At 31.4% G+C, this 15832-nt stretch carries 15 protein-coding genes; 8 read left to right on the top strand and 7 right to left on the bottom strand.

Annotated features, from left to right (window positions below; all coding sequences use genetic code 11):
- Positions 1-99: 99 nt before the first annotated feature.
- From AWN65_RS00465 to accC, 5 genes are all read left to right on the top strand, one after another.
- Complete coding sequence (locus AWN65_RS00465) at positions 100-615, top strand: YceD family protein (protein ID WP_060381355.1); 516 nt, start codon at positions 100-102, stop codon at positions 613-615.
- A 9-nt stretch (positions 616-624) separates the two neighbouring features.
- Entirely contained in the window at positions 625-819 is a 195-nt protein-coding gene (gene rpmF, locus AWN65_RS00470) for a 50S ribosomal protein L32 (RefSeq protein ID WP_014165712.1), read from the top strand.
- Between the two features lie 166 nt (positions 820-985).
- Positions 986-1981 (top strand): beta-ketoacyl-ACP synthase III, encoded by a 996-nt coding sequence (locus tag AWN65_RS00475; RefSeq protein ID WP_060381356.1) that lies wholly within the window; start codon positions 986-988, stop codon positions 1979-1981.
- 28 nt (positions 1982-2009) lie between these two features.
- Positions 2010-2504: an acetyl-CoA carboxylase biotin carboxyl carrier protein gene (gene accB / locus AWN65_RS00480; RefSeq protein WP_060381357.1), complete on the top strand. Its 495-nt coding sequence runs from the start codon at positions 2010-2012 to the stop codon at positions 2502-2504.
- A 92-nt stretch (positions 2505-2596) separates the two neighbouring features.
- Positions 2597-3946, top strand: coding sequence for an acetyl-CoA carboxylase biotin carboxylase subunit (gene accC / locus AWN65_RS00485; RefSeq protein WP_060381358.1), 1350 nt, complete (start codon positions 2597-2599; stop codon positions 3944-3946).
- A gap of 292 nt (positions 3947-4238) precedes the next feature.
- Here accC and AWN65_RS00490 read toward each other — a convergent pair whose 3' ends face one another.
- The 6 genes from AWN65_RS00490 to AWN65_RS00515 all read right to left on the bottom strand — a co-directional run bounded on the left by AWN65_RS00490 (position 4239) and on the right by AWN65_RS00515 (position 12168).
- Positions 4239-5429, bottom strand: a complete 1191-nt coding sequence (locus tag AWN65_RS00490) for a C1 family peptidase (RefSeq protein WP_060381359.1) — start codon at positions 5427-5429, stop codon at positions 4239-4241.
- A 201-nt stretch (positions 5430-5630) separates the two neighbouring features.
- The gene (locus AWN65_RS14705; RefSeq protein ID WP_060381360.1) at positions 5631-6473 is read right to left on the bottom strand and encodes a T9SS type A sorting domain-containing protein; all 843 of its coding nucleotides are present in this window, start codon (positions 6471-6473) and stop codon (positions 5631-5633) included.
- A 91-nt stretch (positions 6474-6564) separates the two neighbouring features.
- A complete protein-coding gene (locus AWN65_RS00500) occupies positions 6565-7530 on the bottom strand; it encodes a T9SS type A sorting domain-containing protein (protein WP_060381361.1) in 966 nt (321 codons plus the stop codon).
- 319 nt (positions 7531-7849) lie between these two features.
- Positions 7850-8188: a T9SS type A sorting domain-containing protein gene (locus AWN65_RS00505; protein ID WP_060381362.1), complete on the bottom strand. Its 339-nt coding sequence runs from the start codon at positions 8186-8188 to the stop codon at positions 7850-7852.
- Positions 8189-8284: 96 nt separating this feature from the next.
- Positions 8285-9454: a hypothetical protein gene (locus AWN65_RS00510; protein WP_060381363.1), complete on the bottom strand. Its 1170-nt coding sequence runs from the start codon at positions 9452-9454 to the stop codon at positions 8285-8287.
- A gap of 35 nt (positions 9455-9489) precedes the next feature.
- Positions 9490-12168, bottom strand: coding sequence for a TonB-dependent receptor (locus AWN65_RS00515; protein ID WP_060381364.1), 2679 nt, complete (start codon positions 12166-12168; stop codon positions 9490-9492).
- 182 nt (positions 12169-12350) lie between these two features.
- On the opposite strand from AWN65_RS00515, the gene AWN65_RS00520 reads away from it, so the two are divergent.
- The 3 genes from AWN65_RS00520 (at position 12351) to AWN65_RS00530 (ending at position 14529) form a co-directional block, all read left to right on the top strand.
- Positions 12351-13034 carry a response regulator transcription factor gene (locus AWN65_RS00520; RefSeq protein ID WP_060381365.1) on the top strand — a complete coding sequence of 228 codons (684 nt, stop codon included), beginning with the start codon at positions 12351-12353 and terminating at the stop codon, positions 13032-13034.
- Positions 13034-14089: a sensor histidine kinase gene (locus AWN65_RS00525; RefSeq protein WP_060381366.1), complete on the top strand. Its 1056-nt coding sequence runs from the start codon at positions 13034-13036 to the stop codon at positions 14087-14089. Before AWN65_RS00520 ends, AWN65_RS00525 begins: the two co-directional genes overlap by 1 nt.
- Before the next feature lie 122 nt (positions 14090-14211).
- Entirely contained in the window at positions 14212-14529 is a 318-nt protein-coding gene (locus AWN65_RS00530; RefSeq protein ID WP_060381367.1) for a toxin-antitoxin system YwqK family antitoxin, read from the top strand.
- Between the two features lie 202 nt (positions 14530-14731).
- Here the strand turns inward: AWN65_RS00530 and AWN65_RS00535 are convergent, their stop codons facing one another.
- Positions 14732-15799 (bottom strand): glycosyltransferase, encoded by a 1068-nt coding sequence (locus AWN65_RS00535; RefSeq protein ID WP_060381368.1) that lies wholly within the window; start codon positions 15797-15799, stop codon positions 14732-14734.
- Positions 15800-15832: the final 33 nt, after the last annotated feature.

Consider the following 15832-nt stretch of genomic DNA (forward strand, 5'->3'; position numbering starts at 1 on the left):
TTGTTGACAGAATGAAGCGTAATTAAGTTTAAGTCTTTGATTAAAAGGGATTAAGTGATAATGTTTCATCTGAACCTATTAAAAATGTAGATTTATCTGATGAGAGTTACAAACGAGTATTTGATTCCTTATGCTGGATTGAAGATAGGAAAACATGAGTTTGAATACCTAATTAGTAAGACGTTCTTTGATTACTTTGAATATGACGAATTTGATTCGGCTGATATAAAAGTAAAATTGGTATTAGAAAAACAAAGTAATATGCTTGAGTTAAATTTTAAGCATAAAGGAACTGTAAATGTATTGTGCGATGTGAGAGGGGAACCTTTTGATTTTCCAATTAAAGGTAAGTTAAAGTTAATTGTGCGTTTCGGAGAAACATATAATGATGAAAACGAAGAACTCTTAATTCTTCCCTTTGGGGAGCACCAAATAGATATAGCTCAATACATATATGAGATGATCGTTCTTTCAATACCTTTAAAAAGAATAAGTCCTCAAGCTTTAGAAGAAGAAAGTTTTGAAGAAACAGAAATTGCAGAAGAGCAAGATATAAAAGAAGAAGAAATTGACCCACGTTGGGCAGCATTAAAGAAACTATTAACGGATAAATAATTTTGTAAAATGGCACATCCTAAGAGAAGACAATCGTCGACAAGAAGAGACAAGAGAAGAACTCATTATAAAGCAACTGTTGCTCAAATTGCAACTTGCCCAGTAACTGGTGAAGCTCATTTGTACCACAGAGCTTACTGGCATGAAGGAAAAATGTATTATAGAGGTCAAGTAGTTATTGATAAATCAGTAGCTGTTGCTTAATATATTTTTTAAAAGATACATGAATAACTCTCACAATGTGAGAGTTTTTTTGTTGAAAATGATTCATTTTTGAAAAAAAAACACCATTTTTGTATCTCTTTTGTAGAAATTTTGTAATTTCATCAACTTTTAGAATTGACCTTTAAAGGGTTCAAAATAAGACTTTATGAATAAGATTACTGCCGCAATTACTGCTATAGGTTCTTATGTTCCTGACTTTGTTTTGTCTAATCAAGTTTTGGAAACAATGATTGATACTACGGATGAATGGATTACCACTCGTACAGGTATTAAGGAGAGAAGAATCTTAAAAGAAAAAGGAGCAGGTACTTCCTATTTAGCTATTCAAGCTGCTAAAAACCTAATTGAAAAATCAGGAATAGATCCTAAGGATATTGACTTGATTATTATGGCAACAGCCACTCCGGATATGCCTGTTGCATCTACTGGAGTATATGTAGCATCTCAAATAGGTGCTGTTAACGCATTTGCTTATGATCTTCATGCGGCTTGTTCTAGTTTTTTATACGGAATGTCTACTGCTGCAGCCTATATACAATCAGGAAGGTATAAAAAAGTATTGTTAATAGGGGCAGACAAAATGTCTTCTATTATAGATTATACAGATAGGGCTACTTGTATTATTTTTGGAGATGGAGGAGGAGCTGTTCTTTTTGAACCAAATGAAGAGGGTTTAGGATTGCAAGATGAAATTTTAAGAAGTGATGGAATTGGTCGTGAATATCTTAAAATTGATGCAGGAGGATCTATTTTGCCAGCTTCTAAAGAAACTGTAGAGAAAGGAATGCACACCGTTTTTCAAGACGGGAAAACAGTTTTTAAGTATGCCGTTTCAGGTATGGCTGATGTGAGTGAAAAAATTATGAAACGAAATAACCTAACACATGATGATGTAAATTGGTTAGTCGCTCATCAAGCTAATAAACGTATAATAGATGCTACGGCCGAACGTATGGGGCTTGATGAATCTAAAGTTTTAATTAATATTCATCGTTATGGAAATACAACATCAGCAACTTTGCCACTTGTTTTGTGTGACTTTGAAAAACAATTAAAAAAGGGAGACAATATCGTCTTTGCTGCGTTTGGAGGAGGCTTCACATGGGGAGCTATTTATTTAAAATGGGCATATAATTCATAAAAACATAATAAACCAAAATCGAAATATCATGGATATTAGAGAAATTCAAAACCTAATTAAGTTTGTAGCTAAATCAGGTGCTACTGAGGTAAAGCTAGAGATGGATGATTTTAAAATCACGATCAAAACAACACCTGAAGGTACTGAAAACACTACGTTTGTGCAACAGGTGCCAATGCAAGCGGCTATTCAGCAAATGCCAGTTGCTGCTGCTCCAGTACCAACACCAGCTGCACCAGCTGCACCAGTTGTAATAGAATCAGTTGCTGATGATACTTCTAAATATATTACTGTGAAATCGCCAATTATTGGTACATTTTATCGTAAACCAGCTCCAGATAAACCAATGTTTGTAGAAGTAGGTTCTGTAATTTCTAAAGGTGATACTTTATGTGTTATTGAAGCAATGAAGTTGTTTAATGAGATTGAAAGTGAAGTGTCTGGTAAAATCGTTAAAATTTTAGTAGATGATGCCTCACCTGTTGAGTTTGATCAACCATTATTCTTAGTAGATCCATCATAAGTTATTTTAAATGCTAAATTTTGAGTAATAAATAACCTATTTATTCTCAAATAATTTAAAATTTATAATTCAACATTTAAAATTTCATTAAGATGTTTAAAAAAATACTAATCGCTAACAGGGGAGAAATTGCACTTCGTGTAATTAGAACTTGTCGTGAAATGGGAATTAAAACAGTTGCAGTATATTCTACAGTTGATGCAGATAGTTTGCATGTGAAATTCGCCGATGAGGCTGTATGTATAGGACCAGCTCCTAGTAATCAGTCTTATTTAAAAATGTCCAATATTATTGCGGCTGCTGAAATTACTAATGCTGATGCCATTCATCCAGGGTATGGATTCCTTTCAGAGAATGCTAAATTTTCTAAAATTTGTCAAGAACACGGAATCAAATTTATTGGAGCTTCTCCTGAAATGATTGAAAAAATGGGGGATAAAGCTACTGCTAAAGCTACTATGAAAGCAGCAGGTGTGCCTTGTGTTCCAGGTTCTGATGGAATTTTAGAGTCATTAGAAGAGGCTAAGAAAGTAGCTAAAGAAATAGGTTATCCAGTAATGATGAAAGCAACAGCTGGAGGTGGTGGTAAAGGAATGCGTGCGATATGGAAAGAGGAAGAGCTTGATAAAGCTTGGGAAGGTGCTCGTATGGAAGCTGCTGCTGCTTTCGGTAATGATGGCATGTATATGGAAAAGCTTATTGAGGAACCTCGTCATATTGAAATTCAAATTGTAGGTGATTCTTTTGGTAAAGCTTGTCACTTATCGGAAAGAGATTGTTCTGTACAACGTCGCCATCAAAAATTAACAGAAGAAACTCCTTCTCCATTTATGACGGATGAATTACGCCATAAAATGGGAGAGGCTGCTGTGAAAGCTGCTGAGTATATTAGTTACGAAGGAGCAGGAACAGTAGAGTTTTTAGTAGATAAGCACCGTAATTTCTACTTTATGGAAATGAATACTCGTATTCAAGTAGAACATCCAATTACGGAGCAAGTTATTGATTATGATTTAATTCGTGAACAAATTTTAGTTGCAGCAGGTGTGCCTATTTCGGGTAAGAACTACTTGCCGCAATTACATTCTATAGAATGTCGTATTAATGCAGAGGATCCTTATAATGATTTTCGTCCTTCTCCTGGTAAAATCACTGTTTTACATGCGCCAGGAGGTCACGGAGTGCGTTTAGATACGCATGTGTATGCTGGGTATACAATACCACCTAATTACGACTCAATGATTGCGAAGTTAATTACTACAGCACAAACTCGTGAAGAAGCAATTGCTAAAATGAAACGTGCTTTAGATGAATTCGTAATAGAAGGAATAAAAACAACTATTCCGTTCCATAGACAGTTAATGGATGAGCCAGATTATGTGGTAGGTAATTATACAACTAAGTTTATGGAAACTTTCAAAATGAAAGAACCTAAAAATTAAATAAAAAATTTGTACTGCACCCAAAAGTTTAGGCAAATTTAAACTTAATTTTGATAATAATGAGTTCGATGTTTTATCGGGCTCATTTTTGTTTAGATTTAGATTTTTCGTTATTGTGATATTAATGTATTCTTGAATTTCTTAGAGTTTTAATTTTGCTGCCCATTATTTTAAAACTTATATCGAAGATAATTTTTGTTTTCTACCTTTGATTGATCCTTTTTTTACGATTAAATAAAACAAAAAACCCGAATTAAAATTTTTCGGGTTTTTTGTTTTATATAGAGGTTTTTTATAGTTTTAATTTAGATACAATGCCTGTAGGTATCGCTTTTTTATGCAACATAATGGCGGTTGCTTTATATTTTGCAAATTCTTTCGTCATATACAAATATCCTTTGTAGTCATTTGTTGTACCCCAAGAGTTTTTAACAATATAATATTCTTTACCGTTTTGATCTTTAGAAATTCCAACAATGTGCATACCATGATCGTCAGTAGTTGTGTAATTATCAAATGCTTTTTGACGCATTTCCTCAGTTATTGTCATTTCTTTTTTAGGACCATTAAACATGTCTGATTTCTCATCAGCAGTCATCTCCTCAAATTTTTTCTCAGGAACATAAGCTACACCGTTTTTCCAAGAAAAACTTTTTTCGCTAACATCGCCAGCCCAAGCTACTGAATAACCATTTTTAATTGCGTTGTCAATGATGTCAGTTAATTCATTCATTTTTACATTGTAGACTTGATCAAAATTCCAATTGTCTGGAACCATTAGCACAAATTTAGTATAGTAGGGATATTCTTGCAAGGAAGAAATTTCTACATAATCATCGGCGTTAACCCCTACTACTTCTTTGGCAAAAGTTTCAGGAGTATAGGTTTTGCCTTCAAATTGAAAAGTTTTGGGTACTTGTCCAAGATAACTATCAATCATTGCAGTGTAGGCTTTTTCCCAATTAGGTGTTAGTTCTCCATTAGGATTGGTAACAACGGCTTTTAAAAAAGCTTCAATTAGAGAACTCATTTCAGCAAATTTATTTTTATCAGTTCCGTAATTTAAGCCTGTATAAACTGATTGAGGAACGGCTCCATATTTACGATACATATTAATTACGTCATGAAAAGCACCGCCATCACCTAAAGCAACTGAGCCATGCATACGGACATAGTTTCTACCTTTTTCTATATAAGCATTGCGAGCGGAATAAATTTGTGCTAATTCTACTGGTTTTTTACCCATGCGTATCATTTCTGATTCTAAAAATGAATTGGCAGAATAACTCCAACAAGTTCCCGAAGAACCTTGGTTTTTTATAGGTGTGTTTTCAATATTTATAACGTCAGTAAATTTGAAAGATTCTTTACTTTTTTCACTCGCATTTATTTTTAGTGAATTGACTAAATTATCTTGTGCAAAAGCACTGAAAGTTATAATAAACGAAGCTGTAAGGGCAATGTTTTTTTTAATTTTAAACATATCGTTTTTGGATTTTAATATTTTGGAAGTAAAAATAAGAATACTGAATGAATAAGATTTGAATTTAATGTTTTTTTACATTTTTTAGATAATAATATTTGGAAAAGCTAGTTTTAAAGAAGTCTGAATATCTTTATTGTAAAAAAAAGGCTGCCATATTTTTTTTGGGCAGCCTTTTATATTTTTGAATTAGTTGGAGTCTTATTCAACTATAATTTTTCTAGTTGCTGTTTTACCTTTTTCGGTGATTTTAGCAAAATAAATTCCTTTTGTTAATGATGAGATATTAACAGTTTGATCTGTTACTTTAGTTGATAAAGTTTTTTTACCCCAAGTATTATATACTTCAATTTGTTTTTCTTCAAAATTACCAGAAGTAATATTTAAAACTGAATTTGCGGGATTTGGGTGAACTGATAGCCCTTCTATTTCATTGTTTTTTTCATTGTTTAAAACGGAACTAGCTTCAATTTTTACGTTGTCTATTCTCCAGTTAGCGGTAGGGTCATAAACTCCTAAAATAGGTTCGTAGGTATCATTGTTTGGATTTACAATAGAAACAATTCGGAAACCAAAATTAGGATTGTTATTGCATCTGGGATCATTGATTAACAGAGACTTCATTGGAGAAGCTGTAAAACCATTTGTTAGGTCTCCATTGTTATTAGTTAAGATTTCCCAAGAATTTCCGCCATCAATAGTATATTCGTATTGTTGCCATTTAGAAGAAGCATCTTGTCCTCTTGGGTCAAATTTTATGATAATTCCTGAGTAGCCATTAGTACTTGCCATAAATTGATAACCAGCTGTTCCGGAAGCTGTTCCTTGAAGAGGAAAGTTTTTTATACTATGTGCAAACCCTCCGCCATTGCCGCTTTGATAAGTATTTGGGCTGACTCCTCCAATTAGGCTTAATGTTCCTGTTCCTAGGTTTGGATTGGTTGTTTGTCCATCAAAACTCCACGAGGTTAATGTGGTTTGTGCAAAGCTGTTCGAAATTAAAAGGAATAAACTGAATAGATAAAATAATGATTTTTTTTTCATTTTAATAGTTTTGTTTTTGTTTACAAAAGTATAAAAAATCCTCGTTAGATGTTTGTCTAAAGGGGTTGGCTTTGTTTTTATTGGGGATAATTTATTCAATTATGATTTTTCTGATGGCTATTTTGCCTTCTTCGGTGATTTTAGCTGTGTAAACTCCTTTGGTTAAAGGGGTAATGTTTATATTTTGATTAGTTGTTCTAGTGGATAAAATTATTTTTCCTAAAGAGTCATATATTTCAATTTGTTTTTCAGAAAAATTGTTTGATGTTATGTTTAAAATTGATTTGGTTGGATTGGGGAATATTTGTAGTCCAGAAATTTCATCTAATTTTTCATTAGATAAAAATTGTGGATCTATTGATGTTGCTTGAATACTGAAGTCGTCTAAGCCTATCATGGCATCATTTCCTAGATCGTTTGTGTCGGCCCATCTGATCCAAAGTGTGCCTCCATTAGCTAGCCAGCCATTACCTGTTAATCCAAAGGTAAAGGTGAAATTACTATTGTTTCCTAAAGCATTACCATCTATATTGGCTGTTGTGGGGGTCGTTGTGCTGGTAGTAGCATTTTGCTCTACTAAATCGCAGTTGGTTACCGTTGTCCAATTGCCTGTTGATAAAGAGGTAGCGTCATAGCTATAGGCAAATGCTATTTTTTCAACGATAGAACTAGTGGCTAATCTCCATTGTTCGGTTTTTCCACTAATTTGTATTTGGGTAATGTTTTGTGTCAGATTATTGATAAGGTTTAGACCTATTCCAGGGATTGTGCCTGAAGAGGCTAGTACTGCAAGGCATCTTTCATTAGTTGAATTAGTTCCTGCTGCATAAACTCCTCCGCTATTAGTAGATCCGTCATTATTTGTTAGTGTTAGAGCTGTAGTAGATGTGCCTGAAAGTCTTGCCATAAACCAATTGACGGGTAGGACTGGAGCTGTTGTTCCAGTAGTCATTGAGTTGAAATCCTGATTGTAGGGTGTGTTTAATGCTGAAATTGAAACTTGACAAAATCCAAAATTTGCTAATAATAACGTTCCAAATAGGTGATTTTTTTTCATGTGTTGTTGTGTGTAATTTGGTTTAGAAATAATTGGCTTTAAATTTAATGAAAAATATATTAAATTTATTTTTTTGATTGTTTTTTAATTATTTTGTAAGAATAATCTATATTTGTTTGAGTAAATTGAAATATATTTATTTTGAGGAATGATCTCAGGTCTTGTATTGGTTGAAAAAGAATGCTCTTAAAAATGAGTTTGTAAAAATCTATTATTAGTGTGTTTTGATGAGAAAAGGGGAAATGTTTTATAATAGATTCTCATTTTTTAATACATTAAAAAATGAAAGGTAGATTTAGGGGGGGATGTTTTAGGTAGATTATTTTACAATAAGTTTTCTAGTTATTCTTTGTTCTCCTTCTTTGATTTTTATTATGTAAACTCCTTCGTTTAAGCTTGTTATATTTAATTCTTTGGAGGATAATAAGGTTTGCAGTACTAATTTTCCAAGTACATCATAAATCTCAATTTCTTTTGAGGAAGTAGATCTGGAAGTAATATAAATTCTGCCTGTGCTAGATGGGTTCGGATATATTGTAAGGTTGTCTAAAGGTTGTTCTTGGTATTTTCCACTATAGGAGTCTCTAGCTTCCTGAGCTTGGAAGACTAACGTAAATAATGTGGAAATAAGGATACTGTACAAGTAGTTTTTCTTCATTTAATACGGATTTCTACAAAGTTAAAAAAAAAATATTTAGATAAAACAAAAGCCTCTATTTTTGAGGCTTTTGTTTTGTTAAAAAATGTTGAAAAATTAAAACGCGTATTTTGTCCAATTAAAAGCAGTTTTGTCAGCACCTATATTGGTTTCGTTTTTGTTTAATACTGCTGTTCCATTGATTTCTTTAGCTGGATTTGTTGTTAAATCTTTAAGATTAATATTAATTGTTGTAGTGGGATTTCCAGCTCCTTTTTTATCGTTCATGTTAACTAAGGTTACTGCATATCCTGTTCCCTTTACGACAGCGTTTGTTATTGTAGATTTTGCACCACGACGAACCATAAAGACATCCATCATTTGTTTTGTTATGTCATTAGTGGTTACAGGGTCTATTTTAAGGTCAATAGTTAAATTCTTGATGGTGTTATCAGATTGTAAGTTACAAGTAGGAGTGTTACCATCTAAATTACCATCTCCTTCTAGACCTCTTGGGTCGGCTTCTGTACTTGTAAAACCTTTTTCCCAAATTCCATAAGCATTGTCTAAAGTGCCTCTCCATCCTTGTGTGTAGTCAAACATATCGTCATCTGTGTTAATACATAAGATGTTTTTTAGGTTAACAGTTCCTCCAAAGAGTTCAACACCATCATCAGCGCAATTTTTTACAAGTATATTTTCAATAATGGTACTATTTCCAACACCATTTAGGGTTAAACCGTTGTGTTCAATATTGGCAGAGGATTTAGCTCCTGTATTATTGAGTATCAAATAACGAATAATGCCTGAGTTATCTGTATCATCATTGCCACCGTAAGTATAAGCTGAGTTAATTTCGGTTGAGCCAGTTGGGGTAGCATCTGATAATTTAGCTTTGCCATTAATGATTAAACCGCCCCAGTATCCTGATTCTGTTGTTTCTATGTCAGCTTGCATGATTACAGGTTTATCAGGAGTACCATTTATATTTATTTTGCCTCCTTGTAAGGCTAAAATGTAATTACTAAATCCTTTTTTAGATTTGATTATAGTACCTGCGGGAATGTTTAGAGTTCCTCCATTATCTATGATAAGAGAGCCATTTAAATAGTATGTTTTAGAAGGATCAAGAGTTATATTGTTTGTAATAGTACCTGATAAGTTTTCAGTTCCTACTGGAGTATTTGTATTTGAAAATGCTTCATCATCTGTTATCTTTGTACAAGATGTAAGGAAAGATCCTGTAACAGTTAGCAATGTTAATAAACTTAAAACTGATTTTTTCATTTTGGTTAGTTGTTTTAATTAGCAATTATATAATTTTAAAAATCATACGTTAAACCTAGGCTAAAATGGATTCCTTTTTGGAATGATTTAAGGACAATATTTTCGCCTCCATTAATGCCTTTTCTGCTTAGTGAATAAGTAGGATCTAGTAAGTTTCTGGCTTTTATTTTGATAGCGAGATGCTTATTGATTTTAGAAGTAGAAATAAAATCCAATCCTATTACTCCTTTTTCTATAATATCTTCATAAGTAAGGGTTCCAATAGTATAAATACGATCACTAAAATAGTTTAATACGAAGGTATTGGTAAAGTTTTTGTCATTTTTCGATAAAGTACTTGATAGATCAAAATTAACTAAGAAAGGGGAAGAACCTTCTAGTTGAGTTTCTTTTTTAGGTGTGTTCAAAACATCTAATGTTAATTTAGAGTAGATGTAAGAAGCATTAAGTCCTAATGCTAATTTAGCATCATAAGAATGAAATTGTGATTCTAAAATATTTTTTCTTAGTTCTACTTCTGCTCCTAAGACTTTGGCTACATTAGATATGTTTTTATATGTTAAATAACCTCCTGATCCCCCTTCTTCTACACGAGCTATTGGATTTTGAATATGTTTATAAAAACCGGTTAATGAAAATAGTTCTGATTTGCTTATATAAAAATCCCATTTAGCATCTAGATTATAATTTTCAGAGTACTTTAGATCTTTATTTCCTTGACTATTAAAGTTTACGTCTATGTAAATGTATGGCGAAATTTCTTTAGCTTGAGGAAGTGTATAGGTTTTGCTACTGGCTAAACGGAACGAGTTTTTTTCTGATGCGTCCCATTTTAAACTAGCGTTGGGTAATACGAATGTATTTTTAATAGTTGATTTTCCAATAGTACTACCTTCGTTTACATTGTATTGTACAGCTAGATTTACGTAATCTATGCTTGCTCCCATATTTAAGGTTAGTTTAGGAGTAACTAAGTAGGTTAAATCACCATATCCAGAATGTATATTTTTTTGTGTACTGTATTGATCTTTATTAGCATCAAATGTTACTTTTCCATCAATATAATTTTGTTTGTTATAAGCATTGTCTAAGTTTATATTTTCATCATATAATCCTGAAATAGCCCTAAAATTATATAGTATAGCTGAAAATTTATCTTCAACTTGTCTTCCATTGTAGCCAAACTTGATAAAAGAAGTTTTATCATTTGCATTTTGATTATTTAGTTTGTGAGAAACTTCTAGTTTTGTGTTTAAATCAGTTTCATCTAAATTCAAGAAAGTTCTTGTTTGTCTACCATCTCCTCCTGTAAAAATAAAATCTTTTTCGTTTCTTTGAGTTAGGTTGTTTACTCTTCTATCAGGCTCTTTGCCAGAAGTAATATTATATGATACGCCAGCATTGAAGTTTGTGTTTTTTCCTAATTGAAATTGAGTTAATAATTGATTTACAATTAATAAATTATCATTATTTTGTTGTCTAATCATTAACCCTTTATCATCAAAACCTCCCTGAAATTTATCATTATCTAGTCCGTAAAATTTTGAATAATATTGATTATTATTATGAATTGCCATACCGTTATAATCAAATCGGAACTTATTTAGTTTTAAAGATAAATTCAATAGTCCTAATTGATTAATACCGCGATTAAATTTATCGCCTACCTGATCTCTGAAGACTACTCCTGTGGTAGTTGTGTTTTTTACAAATTGTTTGGTGTAACTAAAATCCGTTGAATGTGACCCTACTAAAAATACAGAAAAACTATTTTCGCCAAATCTAATCTTTTTACCTATTGTTAGTCCCAAAGAGTGGTTGTATGGTAAGTGATTTGTGGTAGGATTAAGCTTGTTAGGGAAATTGTATTTTTGGTTAGTTAAACCAGGATTAGTGATATTAGATAATCCCCAGTAATCTACTCCTGATTGTTGTTTGAAATCAGTATTGAATACTCTTGTATTACTACCTGTTGAAAGGTCTAGTGATAAAACAGATGATGTATTTAATTCTTTAGAAGAAATATCTATATTAGCTCCGCCTACGTCACTAATTTTAGTAGAATTAAAAACTTTATTAACAGAAATGTTTTTGATAATATCAGTACCAAAAAAATCCAAGGAAATGTTTTTATATTCGGGATCTTCGGAAGGAATTGGGAAACCATTTAATGTTGTTGAATTATAGCGGTCTCCTAAACCCCTTACAAAAACATTTTTTACTCCTTCTTGTTTAGAAATTCCTGAAATTTTAGTAACAGCAGCCTGTGCATCACTTATTCCCTTTCTACCCATTTCTTGAGCACCCATGATCTGTTTCATTTCAACAGCATTTTTTTGCTCTAATAATAAAGCGGTTTCTTTTTCACGACTTACAGTTGCTTTTACTATTACATCTTCCATGGTTACGCTACCAGAACCAAGAATTTGATTAATTTCTTTTATTTCTTCAGCGTTAATAGTAACTTTTACCTCTTTAGTTTCATATCCTAAAAAACTGAAGACTAATATGTGCATACCCGAAGGGACACTTAATTTGTATTTACCTTGTAGATCAGTAGTGGTTCCTATTGAGGTACCTTTTAAAACAACATTAGCAAATGGCAATGCTTCGTTGTTAAGATCTTTATCGGATACTGTTCCTGTAATAGTAGCTTTTTGAGCCCATGTTAAGATTGTAAAAAATAAGAACAATAAAGAAAATTTGAATCTCATCTTGTTGTGTGTTTAATTTCGATGCAAAGTAATTTGAGCTATGTAAAAAAGAAGTTATTGAGATATTATAAATAAGTTTAGTAAATGTTACTTAATCGTTAACATATTAAATTTGTGTAAGGTTAAGTTTTTATATACGAATAATAGCTAATTTTACACTCAAACAAACACAAAACACAGTGATGAAAAAAAAGGATATCAGAATTCTGTTAGTAGACGATGAAATTGATATTTTAGAAATTGTTGGCTATAATCTTTCACAAGAAGGGTATCAAATATTTACCGCTGAAAATGGTAAAAAAGCAGTTGAAAAAGCAAAAAAATATTTGCCCCATTTAATCTTAATGGATGTCATGATGCCTGAAATGGATGGAATGGAAGCTTGTGAAATTATTCGTAATACGCCAGAATTGCAAAATACTATTATTGCGTTTTTGACTGCTAGAAATGAAGATTATTCCCAAGTTGCGGGTTTTGATGCAGGTGCTGATGACTATATAGCAAAGCCTATTAAACCTAAAGTGTTAGTCAGTAAAGTAAAAGCTTTATTAAGAAGATTTAAAGAAGTAGAAGTATCAGTTGAAAAATTAGATCTAGGAGGTATTGAAATAAATCGAGAGGAATACAAAATATATAAAGATAATAAAGAAATTATCCTTCCAAGAAAAGAATTTGAATTGTTCTACTTATTAGCTTCTAAACCAGGAAAAGTATTTAAAAGAGAGGAAATTTTAGATAAAGTTTGGGGGAATGAAGTGGTAGTAGGAGGAAGAACCATAGATGTTCATATCCGAAAATTAAGAGAAAAAATTGGCGAAGAACTATTTAAAACAATAAAAGGAGTAGGATATAAGTTTGAATACTAATGGGATTAAGACTTAAAAAATCATATAAATTCGCTTTTCGATCTTCTACATATATTACCCTGTTTTCAACAGGGTTAGTGCTTTTATTAACCTATTTGTTCTTTTTAATTAATTGGTTATTTATAAGTGTTTTTGCTTGCTTAACCATGTCTTTTTCATTTTTCGTTTTACAATATCGAGTAGAAAAATTTATTTACAAACGAGTAAAGAAAATTTATGATGAAATTTCTTTCTTAGATGCCGTAGATTTTAAAAACCAAGCTATAACTACCGATATGGCTACATTGACTAAACAGGTTAAAAAATTTGCAACGGATAAAAAGTTAGAAATTGAAATGTTAAAAGATCGTGAAGAATATAGAAGAGAATTTTTAGGAAATGTTTCACATGAACTAAAGACCCCTCTTTTTACAGTTCAAGGTTATATTTCAACCTTACTAGATGGTGCACATAAAGACAAAATATTAAGAAAGAAATATTTAGAAAGAGCAGAAAAAGGCGTTGAAAGATTGGTTTATATTGTTAATGATTTAGACATGATTGCTAAATTAGAATTAGGAGATGAAACGCTGAATATTCAATCATTTGATATTGTTGCATTAGCTCAAGAAGTAATGGATTTACTAGAGATTAAAGCAAATACTAAAGAAATTACCTTAAGTTTTGATGAAAAATATATTAAGCCTATAGAGGTAATGGCTGATAAACAAAAAATTCAACAAGTTCTGATTAATCTAATAGTAAATTCTATTAAGTACGGTAAAGAAAAAGGATCAACCGAAATTTGTATAGATGAATTAGAAAATAATAAAGTATTAATACGTGTTATGGATAATGGTGAAGGTATTGAACGAAAACATATTCCTAGATTATTTGAGCGTTTCTTTAGGGTAGATAAAAGTGGGTCTCGAATGGAAGGAGGCTCTGGTTTAGGGTTGTCTATAGTAAAACATATTATTGAAGCTCATCATGAAAAAATATATGTAAAAAGTACATTTAATAAAGGTTCTGAATTTTTATTTACACTTCAGAGTGCTAATCAACTTACTGCTTAAGACATTGTTTTATTATTTTTAATGTTAATAAATTGTAAAGTGAATGTTTTTTAATTGTTAATTGTATAAGTTTTTTTTAAATTTGATGGAGACTATTTGTAGAACCCATAAAATTTTGAATTATGAAAAAACGTATATCAATCATTACTTTATTATTTACAGTAGCCAGTTTTGCTCAGTTAATAGAGCCTAAATATGAGATTCAAAATAATTTAATAAAAGCCACTTACTATTATGACAATGGTAAAATAATGCAAGAAGGTTTTTATAAAGACGGGAAAGTTCATGGGAAATGGGTTTCCTATACGAAAGAAGGAAACGAGTTAGCTACAGGACAATATGAATCGGGACAAAAAGTAGGAACTTGGATTTTTAAAGAAAACGGGGTCATAGCTCAAGTAAACTATAATGATAATCGTTTAGTTAACTTTAAAAAATGATAACTGTTTGAAATAAATAAGGCGGTCCAAAAAGTAATAAATCAACATGCAGTTTGTCACTCCGAATGAGGAGTCTCATAGTCAACATTGTGTGATTTCTCCCTTTGGTCTAAATGAAAGATTGCGAACTTTTTGGACAGTCTCACTATAAATATTAATATCTTACCTTAAAAGAAGACAAGTAGAGTACGTTTAAAAATCACTATTTGTCTTCTAAATTAAAAACTTCTAAATATTTTTTCCAGTTAACTTTATTCTGAAATGGAATAAAACCTTTAAAATCATTTATTTGTTCTAGTTTTTTAAGACTAAATTCATCTTGCATACAATACGGACTTATCAGTTCATCACTTAGTTTATGTGCTAAATATATTTGTTCGTATTGTCCAGGAGTAGGAATAAAAAAAGCTTTTTTACCTATGCAAGCTAAATCCATAACGGTGGTATAGCCAGAACGGCAAATAATGTATTCACTCGTGTTAATGGCAATTTCTAATTGATCAGAACTCATGAAATTATAAAAAGTAAAAATGCCTTCATTGTTGATTTTTTGCTCTTTATCAACTTTCCCTTTTATAAATAAGACAGATCCCTTATAGTCTTTTAATTCTAATATTAATTTTTTTTCAAGAAGACTTCTTTGTGGTTCAGGACCTGATAAAATAACCATGAGATCATACTGAATATTTAATTTTTGTTTTTTAAAACGACTGATAGGACCTAAATAAAAAACATTTTTCAGAGGCTCTTTTAGATGACCTAAATCACCTGTTAAATTTTTATCTCCTTCAAAATCGGGTACCCAACAAGACGTATATTGTTTAACCACTAGTTGGTGTAACCAAGAAGTAATCAAAGTCGTATTGCCAGTTAAAACATTTAATTGATGAGTAATATAAACACAAGGTATTTTTTTTGAATAAATACCCAACCGATTATCAGAAATAATACCTTGTATATTGTAAATTCTAATAATCTTTTTTGTTGCTAATCTTTCTAAAAAAACGGCTTTTAAAATAGTATGACCATTGCTTATTAATTTCCATTTAAAAAAACAACCCTTTTTTGCATATTTTATTCTATACGAAGGAATTGAGATAAAAGTTAAATATGGAAATTCAAATTTTAATAATTCAAGAGCCTCACCATCTGAGGCTATAATAGGATTCATGCCATGGGCTAAGAGGGCTCTTATAATAGGAATACAACGCGTGGCGTGACCTAAACCCCAATTAAGAGGGGCTACAAGTATGTTTTTAGTTGTTTTCAAATACAATATTTATAAAAGAAAGGTAAAGATAAA

Source organism: Flavobacterium covae, from assembly GCF_001534645.1.
GTDB lineage: Bacteria > Bacteroidota > Bacteroidia > Flavobacteriales > Flavobacteriaceae > Flavobacterium > Flavobacterium covae.